13 protein-coding genes are annotated in these 15,706 nt (G+C 67.4%); 9 read left to right on the top strand and 4 right to left on the bottom strand.

Features of this window, described 5'->3' with window-relative positions; genetic code table 11:
* Nucleotides 1-138: 138 nt before the first annotated feature.
* From ettA to ABID41_RS02555, 3 genes are all read left to right on the top strand, one after another.
* Nucleotides 139-1,806 carry an energy-dependent translational throttle protein EttA gene (gene ettA, locus ABID41_RS02565; RefSeq protein WP_331929953.1) on the top strand — a complete coding sequence of 556 codons (1,668 nt, stop codon included), beginning with the start codon at nucleotides 139-141 and terminating at the stop codon, nucleotides 1,804-1,806.
* Nucleotides 1,807-1,916: 110 nt separating this feature from the next.
* Nucleotides 1,917-3,188 carry a calcium-binding protein gene (locus ABID41_RS02560; protein WP_331929951.1) on the top strand — a complete coding sequence of 424 codons (1,272 nt, stop codon included), beginning with the start codon at nucleotides 1,917-1,919 and terminating at the stop codon, nucleotides 3,186-3,188.
* 58 nt (nucleotides 3,189-3,246) lie between these two features.
* Entirely contained in the window at nucleotides 3,247-3,798 is a 552-nt protein-coding gene (locus tag ABID41_RS02555) for a type 1 glutamine amidotransferase domain-containing protein (protein WP_331929949.1), read from the top strand.
* Here the strand turns inward: ABID41_RS02555 and ygiD are convergent.
* From ygiD to ABID41_RS02535, 4 genes are read right to left on the bottom strand one after another with little or no spacing between them, the layout of a single operon-like run.
* Entirely contained in the window at nucleotides 3,795-4,586 is a 792-nt protein-coding gene (ygiD, locus tag ABID41_RS02550) for a 4,5-DOPA-extradiol-dioxygenase (RefSeq protein ID WP_331929947.1), read from the bottom strand. The genes ABID41_RS02555 and ygiD overlap by 4 nt on opposite strands.
* Nucleotides 4,587-4,618: 32 nt before the next feature.
* On the bottom strand, nucleotides 4,619-4,810 hold the full coding sequence (locus tag ABID41_RS02545) for a hypothetical protein (RefSeq protein WP_331929945.1): 192 nt from the start codon (nucleotides 4,808-4,810) through the stop codon (nucleotides 4,619-4,621).
* Nucleotides 4,807-5,970 carry a PepSY-associated TM helix domain-containing protein gene (locus ABID41_RS02540; RefSeq protein ID WP_331929943.1) on the bottom strand — a complete coding sequence of 388 codons (1,164 nt, stop codon included), beginning with the start codon at nucleotides 5,968-5,970 and terminating at the stop codon, nucleotides 4,807-4,809. Before ABID41_RS02540 ends, ABID41_RS02545 begins: the two co-directional genes overlap by 4 nt.
* 5 nt (nucleotides 5,971-5,975) lie before the next feature.
* Nucleotides 5,976-8,000 carry a TonB-dependent receptor gene (locus ABID41_RS02535; RefSeq protein ID WP_331929941.1) on the bottom strand — a complete coding sequence of 675 codons (2,025 nt, stop codon included), beginning with the start codon at nucleotides 7,998-8,000 and terminating at the stop codon, nucleotides 5,976-5,978.
* A 197-nt stretch (nucleotides 8,001-8,197) separates the two neighbouring features.
* Here ABID41_RS02535 and ABID41_RS02530 point away from each other — a divergent pair, with 197 nt between their 5' ends.
* Genes ABID41_RS02530 through metH form a run of 6 tightly spaced genes read left to right on the top strand, consistent with a single transcriptional unit; the run spans nucleotide 8,198 to nucleotide 15,698 of the window.
* Complete coding sequence (locus ABID41_RS02530) at nucleotides 8,198-9,169, top strand: ArsR/SmtB family transcription factor (protein WP_331929939.1); 972 nt, start codon at nucleotides 8,198-8,200, stop codon at nucleotides 9,167-9,169.
* A complete protein-coding gene (gene metF / locus ABID41_RS02525; RefSeq protein ID WP_331929937.1) occupies nucleotides 9,166-10,101 on the top strand; it encodes a methylenetetrahydrofolate reductase [NAD(P)H] in 936 nt (311 codons plus the stop codon). The genes ABID41_RS02530 and metF overlap by 4 nt, the downstream gene beginning before the upstream one ends.
* Complete coding sequence (bla, locus tag ABID41_RS02520; RefSeq protein WP_331929935.1) at nucleotides 10,098-10,958, top strand: subclass B3 metallo-beta-lactamase; 861 nt, start codon at nucleotides 10,098-10,100, stop codon at nucleotides 10,956-10,958. The genes metF and bla overlap by 4 nt, the downstream gene beginning before the upstream one ends.
* Nucleotides 10,955-12,016, top strand: coding sequence for a homocysteine S-methyltransferase family protein (locus tag ABID41_RS02515; protein ID WP_331929933.1), 1,062 nt, complete (start codon nucleotides 10,955-10,957; stop codon nucleotides 12,014-12,016). The genes bla and ABID41_RS02515 overlap by 4 nt, the downstream gene beginning before the upstream one ends.
* A gap of 29 nt (nucleotides 12,017-12,045) precedes the next feature.
* Nucleotides 12,046-13,038, top strand: coding sequence for a D-alanine--D-alanine ligase family protein (locus ABID41_RS02510; RefSeq protein WP_331929931.1), 993 nt, complete (start codon nucleotides 12,046-12,048; stop codon nucleotides 13,036-13,038).
* On the top strand, nucleotides 13,035-15,698 hold the full coding sequence (gene metH, locus ABID41_RS02505) for a methionine synthase (protein WP_331929929.1): 2,664 nt from the start codon (nucleotides 13,035-13,037) through the stop codon (nucleotides 15,696-15,698). Before ABID41_RS02510 ends, metH begins: the two co-directional genes overlap by 4 nt.
* The last annotated feature ends 8 nt before the right edge of the window (nucleotides 15,699-15,706 follow it).

The following is a 15,706-nucleotide window of genomic DNA, read 5'->3' as shown; positions in this document are numbered from 1 at the left end:
GAGTACGCTCGCAGGGGCCCCGCGTTCCGGCCCGGCGGACCGCGTCTTTTCCTCCGCCGCATTGCGCCTCGCGCCTCGCGCGGCTATCTCCGTCCCCGAATTCCCTGATCTTTCCGATAGAGCGAGCGCGGACGCCTCATGGCGCAGCAGTATATTTTCCAGATGCAGGGCCTGACCAAGGCCTATCCCGGCGGCAAGAAGGTGTTCGAGAACATCTGGCTGTCGTTCTACTCCGACGCCAAGATCGGGGTGGTCGGGGTCAACGGCTCGGGTAAGTCGACCCTGCTGAAGATCATGGCCGGGATGGACAAGGAGTTCTCCGGCGAGGCCAAGGCCGCCGACGGCGTCAAGATGGGCTACCTGGAGCAGGAGCCCCAGCTCGATGACCAGCTCAATGTCTGGGGCAACGTCATCGCCTGGTGCGAAGAGAAGAAGATCTTCGACCGCTACAACGAGATCGCCGCCAAGCTGGGCGAGGACTATTCCGACGAACTCATGGAGGAGATGACCGCCCTCCAGGAGAAGATCGACGCCGGCGATCTCTGGGACATCGATAGCCGCATCGAGATGGCGATGGACGCCCTGCGCTGCCCGCCCAACGACTGGCCGGTGGACAAGCTCTCGGGCGGTGAGAAGCGCCGCGTGGCCCTGGCCCGCCTGCTGCTGTCCAAGCCCGACATGCTGCTGCTCGACGAACCGACCAACCACTTGGACGCCGAGTCCGTGGCCTGGCTGCAGCACCACCTGGAAAGCTTCCCGGGCTGCGTGATCCTCGTCACCCACGACCGCTACTTCCTCGACCAGGTGACCAAGTGGACCCTGGAACTCGACCGCGGCAAGGGCCACCCGCACGAAGGCAACTATTCGAGCTGGCTTGAAGCCAAGACCAAGCGGATCGTCCAGGAACAGTCCGAGTCCGAAGCCCGCCAGCGCGCCATGACCCGCGAACTGGAATGGGTCCGCTCCGGCGCCAAGGCCCGCCAGGCCAAGTCCAAGGCCCGTCTGGCCGCCTATGAGCGCATGGTCTCCGAGCAGGAGAACTCCCGCCAGGCCCAGACCTTCGCCACCATCCAGATCCCGCCGGGCCCGCGCCTGGGCAATGTGGTGCTGGAGGCCGACAATCTGTCGAAGGCCTATGGCGACAAGGTCCTGTTCGAGAACCTCTCCTTCCGCCTGCCGCCGAACGGTATCGTCGGCGTCATCGGCCCGAACGGCGCCGGCAAGTCGACCCTGTTCCGCATCATCACCGGCCAGGAGCAGCCCGACGCCGGCACGTTCCGCCTCGGCGAGACGGTGAAGCTGTCCTACGTGGACCAGAGCCGCGACGCCCTCGACCCCAACAAGACCATCTGGCAGGAGGTCTCCCAGGGCCTCGACATCCTCACGGTCGGCAAGCGCGAGATCAACACGCGCTCCTATGTGGGCTCGTTCAACTTCAAGGGCGGCGACCAGCAGAAGAAGGTCGGCCTGCTCTCGGGCGGTGAGCGCAACCGCGTCCACCTGGCCAAGACCCTGACCACCGGCGGCAACGTCATCCTGCTTGACGAACCGACCAACGACCTGGACATCGAGACCCTGCAGAACCTCGAAGAGGCCCTTGAGGAATTCGCCGGCTGCGCCGTGGTCATCTCCCACGACCGCTGGTTCCTCGACCGCCTGGCCACGCACATCCTGGCCTTCGAGGGCGACAGTCACGTCGAATGGTTCGAAGGCAACTTCGAAGCCTACGAAGAGGACAAGAAGCGCCGCCTGGGCACCGACAGCCTGATCCCGCACCGGATCAAGTTCCAGAAGTTCGGCCGCTGACCTAACGTCAAGGTTGCTCAACGCAGCCTTGACGTGAGACTTCCTCCTTTGCGTCCGTCTATGGGGCGGCCTCGTCATGAGGCCGGGATGGTCGTTGGGGGGAATGCGGCATGAAGGTCGCGTATGTTACGACGGCGGACAATGAGACCCTGACCGGCACGGCAGGTTCCGACAGCCTGCTGGGCGGGTCGGGGATGGATTCGATCTCCGGCCTCGGCGGCGACGACACCATTGGTGGCGGGGGCGATGACGACTGGATCGTCGATGGTGACGGCGCCGACCGCATCGACGGGGGCGAAGGCTTCGATGTCGTCTCCCTCGAAATGGCGAAAGGCCCCATCGAGGTTTGGCTCGACCAGGATGGCCCGCTTGGGCAGATCCGAATCTTCAATGCCGAAATCGTCGGGCTGGGCGACTTTGGCGGCCGTGTCCACGGCGGGCTTGCGCCCGACACCGTCGTCGGCGGCGCGGGCGCCGACTACATCGACGGCGGCGTCGAGGATGACTTGCTGGGCGGCCTGGCAGGCGACGACACCGTCATTGGCGGCGTCGGCGATGATCTGCTCGATGGCGGAGCCGGCGATGACTTGCTCGATGGCGGCCTAGGCGACGACCTGGCGGACTACACCCTCGCTCCGGGTGTCGTGCACGTCGATCTCACCCTGACAGGCCCGCAGGACACCGGCTACGGGGTCGATCGGCTGGTGAGCGTGGAGTCGCTGGCCGGGTCGTTGCACGGCAGCGTCCTGCGCGGCGATGCAGCGGGCAACACCTTCATCACCCAGTCTGGCTCCGACACGCTGTTCGGGGGCGCCGGCGACGACGTCCTCATCGACATGGGCGGGCTGAACATGCTGCGCGGCGAGGAGGGGAACGATTACCTCGAAGGCGCCGACGAGTTCGATGATCTCCACGGCAACATGGGTGCGGACACGGTGGTCGGCTACGGCGGCGACGACTGGGTCGTCGGCGGCAAGGATGACGACCAGCTCTTCGGAGATGGCGGGAACGACATCGTCTACGGCAACATGGGCGATGACTATTGCGTCGGCGGCACCGGGGCGGACACCATCCGCGGCGGCCAGAACGACGACGAGGTCTTCGGCGAGGCCGGTGACGACTGGCTGTTCGGCGACCGTGGCGCGGACACTATCACCGGTGGTTTCGGCGCGGACACCTTCACGGTCTTCGACGGCGCCGGGATCGACCGCGTGCTCGACTTCGCGATCGGGGAGGGTGATCGCGTGCGGGTCGAGGGCGGCGTTCCCTACACCGTGACCCAGCAGGGCGCCGACACGCTGGTGAGCGTCGGCGAGGCGCAACTCATCCTGGTCGGCGTGCAGGCCGCGGCCTTGCCCGCCGGATGGATCGTCTCGGTCTAGGCTGGAACCGGCCCTCCGTGCGCCGGTTCTCCCGCCGTATCCAAAAAGGAGAAGGGCGATGGCGAACGGCAAGCTGGAGGGCCGCAAGGTCGCGGTGCTGGCGACTGATGGCTTCGAACAGGTCGAACTGACCAAGCCCGTGGAAGCGCTCAAGGCCGAGGGCGCCCAGGTCGAGATCGTGGCCCCCAAGGGCGGCCAGATCCAGGGCTACAACCACCACGACAAGGGACAGCAGATTCCGGTCGACCGCGACCTCTCGCAGGCCGACGCCTCAAGCTATGACGCCATCGTCCTTCCGGGCGGGGTGATCAATCCCGACGCCTTGCGGCTGGAGCCTAGGGCCATCGACTTCATCCGCTCCTTCGCCAGGGCCGGCAAGCCTATCGCCGCGATCTGCCATGGCCCCTGGACGCTGATCAACGCCGACGCGGTGGACGGCAAGCGCATGACCTCCTGGCCCTCGCTGGAAGCGGACCTGAAGAACGCCGGCGCCGAATGGATCGACCAGGAGGTGGTGGTCGACCAGGGCCTTGTCACCTCACGCAAGCCAGACGATCTGCCGGCCTTCTGCGCCAAGATGGTCGAGGAGTTCGCCGAGGGCGTTCACTAGGCCGGCTTGCCGACCACGACCCCGGTCATGCTGATCGACCCCAGGTCGATGGCGTCGTTGAAGAAGGCGACCTCGTCGTCCTGCCGCTGGGCGCCCAGCACATAGAGCAGCGGCAGATAGTGTTCGTCGGTCGGGATCGAGAGTCTCGCGTCCTCGCCCAGGCTCATCCAGTCGACCAGTTGGCGGTGGTCTCCGGTCACGATCAGCGATTTCACCGTTTCGTTGAACCGCTCGGCCCAGTCATGCGGCGGGGCCTCGGGGTCCCAGATGGCCTGCCGCAGATTGTGCACCCAATCGCCGGAACCGACGATCAGCACCCCCTCGTCGCGAAGTTCGGCCAGCCGCCGGCCAAGCTCGTAGTGGAACTCCGGGCCCTGGCGCCGGTCGATCGCAAGCTGCAGCACCGGCACGTCGGCCTCGGGGAACATGTGCATCAGCACCGACCAGGCGCCATGGTCCAGGCCCCAATCGTGGTCCTCGCGAACCGGCAGCGGCGCCAGAATGTCGCTCACCCGTTCCACCAGCCAGGGATCGCCGGGCGCGGGGTAGCCGATGTCGTAGAGCGGCTTGGGGAAGCCATAGAAGTCGTGGATCGTCCGCGGCTGGCTCATGGCCGTGATCGCGGTCTCCTCGACGTACCAGTGCGCCGAGATGCAGAGGATCGCCTTCGGTCGCGGCAGCGCCGCCCCGATAACCCGCCAGACTTCCGCATAGTCGCCGCCCAGGGCGTTCATCGGACTGCCGTGGCCGACGAAGATCGCCGGCATGTGAGGGACGCGTTCGCTCATGCTCCATCAGATCGGAAGAACGCCGCCGTTCGTCAATGTCGGGGCGCCCGTCGCTTGGCCAACGCCCAGAGGATGACTGCCGGCGGCGCGCCAATCGCCGGCCAGGTCAGGGCGTCGAGGGGGCCGTCGACGAGCAGGGCCAGCACCAGTCCTGCGCCGCTCACGGCCGCCAGCACCGCCGGAACGAACAGGATCTGGGCCAGGTCCGAAGGGCGCTGGCTCATGACCGTCGCTCCGACATCGCGGCCGCCGGGCCGCCAGCGCGGCGTTCGAGCTGTTCCAGCACTCGGGTTTCCAGCGGCTTTCGCCGGCGGGCGAGCCAGAGATAGAGGCCGCTTGCGAGCACGATGATCGACAGCACGTCGAGGATCGCCCAGAGCACCTTCATGGTCATGCCGCCGTAGTCGCCGAAATGCAGCGGCTGGGAGAGGAACAGCGTCACCGCGTACCAGGGCATGTCGCGCGCCTCGGTGAGTTCACCGGTCTCGGCGTCGATGATCGCCGGCTTGAGGATGCGCGAGGTCACCGGGCTCTCGCCATGCATGAAGACGGCATAGTGGTTCCTGCTGGAGAACGGCGTGCCCGGATAGGCCACGATCGAAGGGGTCATGCCCGGTATGGCCTGCTTGGCGGTGTTCACTGCGCCCTGCAGCGAGGCAAGATCCGTCGGCGGCGGCCGACCCTTGTACTGGGCGGTCATCTCGGCGAGCTGGCCGGCCTGCCAGAGCTGCAGGATCGGGGTGGCGAGGGTGTTGATCACACCCGTGAGGCCCACCACCAGCACCCACGCAAGCGTGGTCGCGCCGATCAGATTGTGCAGGTCGAGCCATTTCAGCCGCGGGCTGCGGTCGCTGCGCACCGTCCCGAAGGGCAGGCGACGCATGAACGGCGCGTAGATCACGACGCCCGAGACGACGGCCGCCACGAACAGCAGGCCCATCAGCCCCAGGAACAGCGTGCCGCCGATGCCGGCGAACATGTCGTAGTGGAGGCGGAAGAGGAAATACATCACGCCCTCGTCGAGGGGCGGCGCATCCAGCATCCGCCCGGTATGGGCGTCGTAGGTCGCGGTGTGCCCGTCGATGGAATCGAGCCGCTCGCCGGTGGTGACATAGACCACCGGCGCATGGTCCTCGAAGCTGACGTACTGCAGCCTCTCGCCCGGTCGGCGCTGGAGAGCGTCGGCCGCGATGCGGTCGAGATCGGCTGGGCGTGCGCCTGCTGGAACGTCGGCCTGCGCCGGATGCCGGCCCAGGGCCGTATCGATCTCCTCATGGAAGATCAGCGGCAGGCCGGTGACGCACAGCAGCAGCAGGAAGGCCGTGCAGATCAGGCTGGTCCACTTGTGAACGAAGCACCAGTTTCTGAGGGCGGTGCGGCTCATCATCGTCAGAAATCCACCCGCAGACCGACCTGCCAGGTGCGGGGCCGCAGCACCGTCGCGGTGTCGTCCGCCCGGACGTCGCCCGGATAGAGCATGACCGGTCCGACCTCGTCGAAGAGGTTGGCCACCGTGGCGAACACCTTGGCCTGGCCGAAGCGATAGGCGGCGCGGGCGTTGGCGACCCAATAGGAGTCCACTTCGCCGAATGGCTTGTTCTCGATGTCGGAGAAGTAGCCGTCGCTGTAGCGGACGTCGAAGCCGGCCTCGAAGCCGCTCGCATGAACGTAGTCCGCGCCGAACGAGAGGGAGGCGGCCGGCGAGCGCGGAAGCTCGTTCCCCTCGATGTCCGAGCCCGGATAGTTCGTGACCTCGGTTTTCAGCAGGCCGCCGCTGGCGAACAGCTCGAGTCCTCGGGCGGCGATCAGGCGCGCACTGATCTCGGCGCCATAAGTTTCCGCCCGGCCAGCGTTGCGCACCACGTAGGACCAGACCTTCGGATCGGAGTTGAGATCGAACGGGAGCTGCAGGTCGCGATAGCGGTCATAGAAGATATTGCCCGAAAGGCTCAGCCGGCCGTCCAGCAGCAAAGCGCGGGCGAAGGCCTCGTAATTCCAGACGAACTCCGGATCGTAGACGTAGCTCTCATACGGCGCGTCGTAGGTGAAGCCCGCCCCGCCGCCATTGTAGCCACGGGAGGCCAGCACCCCGACGGTGAGGTCGTCGTTCACTCGGTAGGAGAGGCTAGCCTTCGGCAGAAAGGCTTCGTAGGTCTCGTCGAGGTCGATGACGAACGACCAGACGCCGCCAGTCCGACGGCGCTCCTCGCGCTCCAGGCGGCCGCCGACCGTAAGGCCGAGCCGATCCGTAAGCTTGACGGTCCCCTCGCCGAACGCGGCATAGGTGCGGGTGCTGTCGTCGAAGGTCCCGCCGCCGAACAGGTCGATGTGCTCGCCCTGGTCCGCATCGAAGACGTGCAGCCCGACGAAGCCGGTGACTCGGCCGTCCTCGCCGCTGAACCGCAGACGCGGCTCCAGGACGTATTCCTTGCCGTTGATCTCGGCGATCCCATCGCCCGGCACGGCGTAGCGGTTGACCCTCAGGTCGGCGGCCGAGGCGGTCAGCTCCAGCGACCAGCCCCCGCCCAGCTTCCGGGACGCATCGAGAATGGCGCTGTTCGACCGGGTGCGAAACCGCGGCTGGAACGGAAAGGCGGCCACATGACCGCCGAAGGGCCGTACGACGTCGGCCGTCTGGGGGGCGTAGGCGCGCATGTGCGAAACCGTAAGCAGGGCCCGCAGCCCGGGCGTCGCCTCGGGCTCGATCAGCAGCTTGCCGCGCAAGGCCACCTGCTCGGACTTGCCGGGATCATCGACGCCCTCGTAGCCGGTGAAGTCGGCGAAGCTGTCGGCTCGACGCCAGTCCGCCGATAGCCTCGCCGCCACTTGCCCCGCAATCAGCGGACCGGAGACCGCCACCGAGGCCTGCCGGGTCTCCAGGTCGCCGACGAGCGCCTGGGCCGCGCCTTCGAAATCGTAGGTCGGGTTGCGGGTGCGGATGATGATCGCCCCGGCCACGGCGTTGCGACCCTGCAGCGTGCTCTGCGGCCCGCGGAACACTTCGACCCGCTCCACGTCGAACAGCGTCGACTCGGTGAAGATGGCCTCGTTGTGGCTGAGGGTGCGACCGTCCACCTGGAAATTCAGCCGCGGCCGGGTTCCGGCGAAGAAGGCGTCGGCGCCCTGGGCGGGGCCGGTCCCGTCAAGACCGCGCACGGCAGGGGCGAGGTTGGTCGGTTCGCTGGTCACTAGGTTGGGGATGCGCGCCAGGAGGTCGCTGGTCGTGGCCATGTCGGGCGTGATGTCCTGGACCACGGCGACGCTGGAGGCGGTGTTGCGCAGCGAGCGGCTGACCTTCTCGCCGGTCACCACCACCTCTTGAACGACGGCCCCGCTGGCCGCCTCGGCCGCAAGCGCGCCCCCGCCATAGGTCATGACCGCCGCGATTGCGGCCGAACTCCATAAATTACGCATTCACCACCCCTTCTAATAATGCGAGTCACTCGCATATGCATAAACTGGAGTCAACGCAGGGGCGGGGGTGAGTTCGCTTCGCCTAGGAGAAGAGGCCGCGGACCTCCGCGCACCGCCGCTCACGCCGTGCTATAAGGGCTCTCCGAGCGCGATGCTGTCAGCTTGACATAAAGACATAAAGATATCTTTATGTGCTCATGACTCTCTCCACGGGACAGGCGGTCGAGGTTTTGCGCGCGGCGGGCGAGCCGACCCGCCTGCGTATTCTGGGCCTCCTGTCTCGCGAGGAACTCGCCGTGCTCGAGCTCTGCCGCGTACTGGACCAGAGCCAGCCGCGGGTTTCTCGACATCTGAAGCTGCTGGCTGAGGCCGGCCTGGTCGAGCGGTTTCCCGATGGCGCCTGGGTTTTCTATCGCCTCGTCACCACCGGCGATGCGCGTCATCTCGCCGACGAGACCCTCAAGCTCATCGACCCGAACGACGCCGTCTTCGCCCGCGACGCTGAACGCCTGCAGGCGGTGAGGGGAGAGCGCTCGGCCGAGGCTGGCGAGTATTTCGCCCGCAACGCCGCCCGCTGGGACGAGATCCGCTCGCTCTACGTCTCCGAGACCGCCGTCGAGGCCGCGATCCTCGATGCCGCCGGGGTTGGGCCTTTCAAGAAGCTGGTCGATCTCGGCTCGGGCACCGGCCGCATGCTGACCCTGCTCGGCCCGCAGGCGGAGACGGCCGTCGGTCTCGATCTTTCGCAGCAGATGCTGAACATCGCGCGTAACCATGTGGCCGAGGCTGGCCTGGAGCGCTGTGAGCTGCGCCATGGCGACATCTTCGGCACTCGCCTGCCGGGCCAGAGCGCCGACCTCGTCGTCGTCCACCAGGTTCTGCACTACCTGGCCGACCCCGCCGCGGCCGTGCGCGAGGCCGCGCGGCTGGTGGCCGAGGGCGGACGCCTGCTGATCGTGGATTTCGCCCCCCACGCCCTTGAGTTCCTGCGCGAACAACACCAGCACCGCCGCCTCGGGTTCTCCGAGACCGAGATGGCCCGCTGGTTGGGCGAGGCCGGTCTTTCGGACATCCGCGTGACCGCCTTGCCGCCGGCCCGGCAGGAGGGCCTCACCGTGAAGATCTGGGTCGCCGAGCGCGCCCGCATGCCGCAAAGGAACGTCGCATGAGCCCCCAAGAAACCGCGCTGGGCCCGATCGCCCGGGCCGGAGCCGGGCTGGCCACGCGCCCGTCGATCTCCTTCGAGTTCTCGCCGCCCAAGGGACCCAAGAGCGAGGAGGGCCTGTGGGAGGCGATCCGCCGCCTTGAGCCGCTGAATCCGGCCTTCGTCTCGGTGACCTATGGCGCCGGCGGCTCGACGCGCGACCGCACCCACCGGACGGTCGTCAGGATGCTGCAGGAAACCAACCTGAAACCTGCCGCTCACCTCACCTGTGTCGAAGCCTCGCGCGCTGAGGTGGACGAGGTGATCCAGGCCTATTGGGACGCCGGCATCCGTCACATCGTGGCCCTGCGCGGCGATCCGCCCGGTTCGCTCGGTGGGACCTATGTTCCCCGCGCCGATGGCTATCAGAACGCCACGGAGCTGACCGCCGGCATCCGCGCCATCGCGCCCTTCGAGGTCAGCGTCGGGGTCTATCCCCAGGTCCATCCGGAGAGCCCCTCGCTCGAACACGACATCGATGTGCTGAAGGCCAAGGTCGACGCCGGCGCGACCCGCGCGATCACGAATTTCTTTTTCGATATCGACGGTTACCTGCGTTTCATCGAGCGCGTCCGCAAGGCCGGCGTGACCATCCCGATCATCCCCGGCATCATGCCGGTCAGCAGCGTCGAAGGCCTGAGCAACATGGCCAAACGGATCGGCGTCGCCATCCCAGGCTGGCTGACCAACCTGTTCGAAGGCCTCGACAGCGATCCGGAGACCCGCAAGCTGATCGCCGCATCGGTGGCGGCCGAGATGTGCGTGCGCCTGGCCGAGGAAGGCTATTCCGACTTCCACTTCTACACCCTCAACCGCGCCGACCTCGTCTACGCGATCTGCCGTGTCCTCGGCGTCCGCGAGAACGGCGCCCCGCCGGCCATCGAGGCGGCGGCATGAAGCGGCTGGTTCTCGCTCTCGGCCTGTTGGCCTGCGCCTCGGCGGCTCAGGCGCAGATGCCCGCCTCCTGGACCGCGCCGACCGAGCCGTTCCAGATCGCCGACAACCTCTATTACGTCGGGACCGAGGGCATTTCGGTGTTCCTGATCACGACGCCGCAGGGACACATCCTGATCGACGGCGCCATGCCGACGAGCGCCAAGCCTATCGAGGCGAGCATCGCCAAGCTGGGCTTCAAGCTTTCCGACGTGAAGGTGCTTCTCAACACCCACGCCCACTTCGACCACACCGGCGGCCTGGCCGAACTGAAGGCCGACACTGGGGCTCAGTTCGCCGCCTCGGCCGGCGACCGCCAGGCGCTGGAGAGCGGCAAGTACATCGGCTCCGAAGACGTGGAGGCCTTCGACTTCGCTCCGGTGAAGGTCGACCGGGTGCTGAACGACGGCGACACCGTCACTCTGGGCGGGGCGACGCTCACCGCTCACGTGACGCCCGGGCACACGGCCGGCTGCACCACCTGGACCTTCCCGGTGACCATCAAGGGCGAGGCTCACCAGGCCGTGCTCTATTGCAGCACCTCGGTCGCGGCCAACCGCCTGGCCTCCAAGGCCAAGGGCCCGCAATACCCGGGCATCGTCGCCGATTACGAGAAGACCTTCCAACGGCTTCGCAGCCTGAATGGCGACGTCTTTCTCGCACCTCACGCCGAGCAGTTCGGCCTGGTCGAAAAGCGCGCCAGGCTGGCGGCCGGCGGCCCGAACCCCTTTATAGACCCCAGTGCGCTGCAGAAGACCGTAGCCGCAAGCGAGCAGGCCTTCCGCCAGGCCCTCGCCAAGCAACAGAAAGCCGCGAAATGACCCGCCAGGAACGCATCGCCGCGCTCAAGGCCATCGCCAAGGAGCGCATCCTCATCCTCGACGGCTCCTGGGGCGTGATGATCCAGAAGCGCGGCCTGGCCGAGGCCGACTATCGCGGCGAGCGCTTTGCCCACCACAATCTGGAACTCAAGGGCAACAACGACCTGCTCTGCATCACGCGGCCGGACGTCATCGCCGACCTGCATGACCAGTATTACGCGGCCGGCGCCGACATCTCCGAGACCAACACCTTCTCGGCCACCACCATCGCCCAGGCCGAGTACGAGTGCGGCGAGGCCGTCTACGACATCAACTTCCAGGGCGCGCAGATCGCCCGCAAGGTCGCCGACGCCTGGACCGCCAAGGAGCCGCATAAGCCGCGTTTCGTCGCCGGCTCCGTTGGTCCGCTGAACAAGATGCTGTCCATGTCCTCGGATGTGAACGATCCGGGCGCGCGCCTGGTGACCTTCGAGGAGGTCTACAAGGCCTATCGCGAGCAGATGATCGCGCTGCACGAGGGCGGGGTGGACCTCTATCTGATCGAGACCATCACCGACACGCTGAACTGCAAGGCGGCGATCAAGGCGATCCTCGACCTCGAGGACGAGGGCTACGAGCCGCTGCCGATCTGGATTTCCGGCACCATCACCGACCGCTCCGGCCGCACCCTGTCGGGCCAGACCGTCGAGGCGTTTTGGAACTCGGTGAAGCACGCCAGGCCGTTCGCCGTCGGCCTGAACTGCGCTCTGGGCGCAGAGCTGATGCGGCCGCACATCGCCGAGTTGGCGCGGGTCGCCGACACCCTGGTTTCGGCCTATCCGAACGCTGGCCTGCCCAACGCCATGGGCGAGTACGACGAGCAGCCGCACCAGACCGGCCACCAGCTTCACGAGTGGGCCGAGCAGGGCCTGGTGAACATCCTCGGAGGCTGCTGCGGCACAACGCCAGACCACATCCGTCACGTGGCCGAAGAGGTCGCCGGCGTTAAGCCTCGCGGGGTCCCTGAGCGGCCGAAGGCCATGCGCCTCGCCGGTCTCGAACCCTTCGAACTGGCCTAGGCGACCCTTCTGGCAGTAAGCGCAGTCACATGAAGCCCACGATCCTATTTGGCGGAACCAACCGCGAGCGTCTCGTCGCGGTCGCCAGCGCCCAGGCCGTCTCGGCGGCCCTGCCCGATGCCGACCTCTGGTTCTGGGGGCCCGACGGTCAGGTCCAGGCGGCCGACCACGCGGCCCTGGCCGCGCACCAGCGGCCCTTCGAGCTGGACTTCAAGGCCGGCGGCGAGGTGATCGGCTCCATCGAGGACGCCCTCGATCGGGCCAAGGCCGAAGGCCGCGTGCTGGTCCTGTCGCTGCATGGCGGCCCGGCGGAGAACGGCGAGCTCGCCGCCCTCTGCGAGGCCCGCGGCGTAGCCTTCACCGGCTCCGGCGCGGCGGCCAGCCGCCTGGCCTTCGACAAGGCCGCGACCAAGGCCAAGCTCGCCGAGCTGGGCGTCAGCGTCCCCAGCCAGGTTTCGGTCGAAAGCGCCGCCGAAGGCCTAGCCCTGCACGGCAAGCTCGTCGCCAAGCCGATCGCCGAAGGGTCGAGCTACGGCCTGATTTTCGTCAGCACCGCCGCCGACCTCGCCGCGCTCGCCGAAGCGGCTGCCCGCGAGGCCTATCTCGTCGAGCCGTTCGTCACCGGCGCCGAAGCGACCTGCGGCGTGCTGGAGGAGGGCGATCATCTCGTGGCCCTGCCGCCGGTCGAGATCGTGCCCGCCGACGGCGCCTTCGACTATGCCAGCAAGTATCTCGCGTCCGGCACCCAGGAGATCTGCCCGGCCCGCTTCGGCGACGAGGTCAACGCCGCGATCCAGGAGGCCGCGCTGAAGGCGCACCGTGCGGTGGGCGCCAGCGGCTATTCCCGCGCCGATTTCATCGTCACCGAGACGGGCGTGGTGTTCCTCGAGATCAACACCCTGCCGGGCCTGACCAAGGCCTCGCTCTATCCCAAGGCGCTGGCCGCCTATGGGGTCAGTTTCGTCGACTTCCTGCACGGCCAGATCGCGCTCGCAGAGGCGCGCGCCGCGGAGACCCAATGAGACCTGTCTTCATCAACGTCGGTGAGCGCACCAACGTCACCGGTTCGGCCAAGTTCAAGAAGCTGATCGTCGACGGCGACTACGCCGCGGCGCTGTCGGTGGCGCGCCAGCAGGTCGAGGCCGGCGCCCAGGTCATCGACGTGAACATGGACGAGGGGCTGCTCGACTCCGTCGTCGCCATGCGGACCTTCCTGAACCTGCTCGCCGCCGAGCCGGACATCGCCCGCGTGCCGGTCATGGTCGACTCCTCCAAGTGGGAGGTCATCGAAGCCGGCCTGCAGTGCGTCCAGGGCAAGTGCATCGTCAACTCGATCTCCCTGAAGGAAGGCGAGGAGAAGTTCATCCAGCAGGCCAAGGCCTGCCTGCGCTACGGCGCGGCGGTCGTGGTCATGGCCTTCGACGAGACCGGCCAGGCCGACACCGCCGACCGCAAGTACGAGATCTGCGAGCGCGCCTACCGGGTGCTGGTCGACAAGGTCGGCTTCCCGCCGGAAGACATCATCTTCGACCCGAACATCTTCGCCGTGGCGACGGGTATCGAGGAGCACGACAACTACGCCGTCGACTTCATCGAGGGCGCGCGCCGCATCAAGCAGAACCTGCCGCATGCGCGGGTCTCGGGCGGGGTCTCCAACGTCTCGTTCAGCTTCCGTGGCAACGAGCCCGTCCGCCGGGCGATCCACTCGGTTTTCCTCTATCACGCCATCGCCGCGGGCATGGACATGGGCATCGTCAACGCCGGCGACCTGCCGGTCTATGACGACATCGACCCGGAACTGCGCGAGGCCGTCGAGGACGTGATCCTCAACCGGCCCCAGCGGACCAACGTCTCCAACACCGAGCGCCTGGTCGACATGGCGCCCCGCTACAAGGGCCAGAAGGGCGCGGCCAAGCAGGTCGACCTCGCCTGGCGCGAGGGCAGCGTCGCCTCGCGGCTGTCGCACGCGCTGGTTCACGGCATCACCGACTATATCGAGGCCGACACCGAGGAGGCGCGCCAGGCCGCCGAGCGCCCGCTGCACGTCATCGAAGGCCCGCTGATGGACGGCATGAACGTCGTCGGCGACCTGTTCGGCTCGGGCAAGATGTTCCTGCCCCAGGTCGTGAAGTCAGCGCGGGTGATGAAGCAGGCCGTGGCCTACCTCATGCCGTTCATGGAGGCCGAGAAGGAAGGCAAGCCGCGCGAGTCCGCCGGCAAGATCCTGATGGCGACCGTGAAAGGCGACGTCCACGACATCGGCAAGAACATCGTCGGCGTCGTCCTGCAATGTAATAACTACGAGGTCATCGACCTGGGCGTCATGGTCCCGGCCGACCGCATCCTCGACGCCGCCAAGGAGCATCAGGTCGACATCGTCGGCCTCTCCGGCCTCATCACCCCCAGCCTGGACGAGATGGTCTATGTGGCCGGCGAGATGGAGCGGCGCGGCTTCACCATCCCGCTGCTGATCGGCGGCGCGACCACCTCCAAGACCCACACGGCGGTAAAGATCGAGCCGGCCTACAAGGCGGGTTCCACCACCTACGTCCTCGACGCCAGCCGCGCCGTCGGCGTGGTCTCCAACCTGCTGTCGCCGACCGAGCGCGACCGGGTGCAGGCGCAGACCCGCGCCGAATACGTCAAGGTCCGCGAGCAGTTCGCCCGGGGGCAGGGGACCCGCGCCCGCGCCACCCTGGACGAAGCCCGCGAGAACGCCCTCAAGCCCGACTTCAAAAGCTACGCGCCGCCCAAGCCGAGCTTCATCGGGACCCGCGCCTTCACCACCTACGACCTGGCCGAACTGGCGCGCCACATCGACTGGTCGCCGTTCTTCGCCTCCTGGGAGCTGGTCGGACACTTTCCGCAGATCCTGGAGGACGACGTGGTGGGGGAGGCCGCCCGCGACCTCTATCGCGACGCCACGGCCATGCTCGACAAGATCATCGCCGAGAAGTGGTTCCAGGCGAACGGCGTGGTCGGCTTCTGGCCGGCTGCGTCCGATGGCGACGATGTTGTCCTCTACACCGACGAGAGCCGGACGATCGAGCTGACCCGTCTGCACAGCCTTCGCCAGCAGATGCCCAAGGACAAGAGCCGCCAGGACGGCGGCCGGGCCAATGTGGCCCTGGCCGACTTCGTCGCGCCGGTCGGCGGCCCGGCCGACTGGGTCGGCGGCTTCGCCGTCACCGCCGGCCATGGGGAGCTGGAGATCGCCAGGCGCTTCAAGGAGGCCGGCGACGACTATTCGGCGATCCTCTCCACCGCGCTCGCCGACCGCCTGGCCGAAGCCTTCGCCGAAGCCATGCACCGCAAGGTCCGGACCGAGCTCTGGGGCTATGCGCCGGACGAGCCGTTCGACGTCGAAGCCCTGATCGCCGAGCAGTACCGCGGCGTCCGCCCCGCGCCCGGCTATCCGGCCCAGCCCGACCACACCGAGAAGGCGACGCTCTTCAAGCTGCTCGACGCCACCGCCGCGGCCGGCATCGAACTGACCGAAAGCTTCGCAATGAGCCCGCCGGCCAGCGTCTCGGGCCTCTATTTCTCGCACCCCGAGGCGCACTATTTCGGCGTCGGCCGAATCGAGAAGGACCAGGTCGAGGACTACGCCCGCCGCAAGGGCTGGGACCTGAAGACCGCCGAGCGCTGGCTCGCGCCGATCCTGAACTACGGTCCGGCCTAGAGCCTTCA

This window comes from Phenylobacterium koreense, from assembly GCF_040545335.1.
GTDB classification, from domain to species: Bacteria; Pseudomonadota; Alphaproteobacteria; order Caulobacterales; family Caulobacteraceae; genus Phenylobacterium; species Phenylobacterium koreense.
Note: the sequence above shows the minus strand (reverse complement) of the source record. Positions and strands in the feature narration are given on the sequence as shown.

What these genes read in the sequence shown, in the direction of transcription:
- ettA (WP_331929953.1), top strand. Translation starts at nt 139, where the DNA reads ATGGCGCAGCAGTATATTTTCCAGATGCAGGGCCTGACCAAGGCCTAT.
- ABID41_RS02560 (WP_331929951.1), top strand. Translation starts at nt 1,917, where the DNA reads ATGAAGGTCGCGTATGTTACGACGGCGGACAATGAGACCCTGACCGGC.
- ABID41_RS02555 (WP_331929949.1), top strand. Translation starts at nt 3,247, where the DNA reads ATGGCGAACGGCAAGCTGGAGGGCCGCAAGGTCGCGGTGCTGGCGACT.
- ygiD (WP_331929947.1), bottom strand. Translation starts at nt 4,586, where the DNA reads ATGAGCGAACGCGTCCCTCACATGCCGGCGATCTTCGTCGGCCACGGC.
- ABID41_RS02545 (WP_331929945.1), bottom strand. Translation starts at nt 4,810, where the DNA reads ATGAGCCAGCGCCCTTCGGACCTGGCCCAGATCCTGTTCGTTCCGGCG.
- ABID41_RS02540 (WP_331929943.1), bottom strand. Translation starts at nt 5,970, where the DNA reads ATGAGCCGCACCGCCCTCAGAAACTGGTGCTTCGTTCACAAGTGGACC.
- ABID41_RS02535 (WP_331929941.1), bottom strand. Translation starts at nt 8,000, where the DNA reads ATGCGTAATTTATGGAGTTCGGCCGCAATCGCGGCGGTCATGACCTAT.
- ABID41_RS02530 (WP_331929939.1), top strand. Translation starts at nt 8,198, where the DNA reads ATGACTCTCTCCACGGGACAGGCGGTCGAGGTTTTGCGCGCGGCGGGC.
- metF (WP_331929937.1), top strand. Translation starts at nt 9,166, where the DNA reads ATGAGCCCCCAAGAAACCGCGCTGGGCCCGATCGCCCGGGCCGGAGCC.
- bla (WP_331929935.1), top strand. Translation starts at nt 10,098, where the DNA reads ATGAAGCGGCTGGTTCTCGCTCTCGGCCTGTTGGCCTGCGCCTCGGCG.
- ABID41_RS02515 (WP_331929933.1), top strand. Translation starts at nt 10,955, where the DNA reads ATGACCCGCCAGGAACGCATCGCCGCGCTCAAGGCCATCGCCAAGGAG.
- ABID41_RS02510 (WP_331929931.1), top strand. Translation starts at nt 12,046, where the DNA reads ATGAAGCCCACGATCCTATTTGGCGGAACCAACCGCGAGCGTCTCGTC.
- metH (WP_331929929.1), top strand. Translation starts at nt 13,035, where the DNA reads ATGAGACCTGTCTTCATCAACGTCGGTGAGCGCACCAACGTCACCGGT.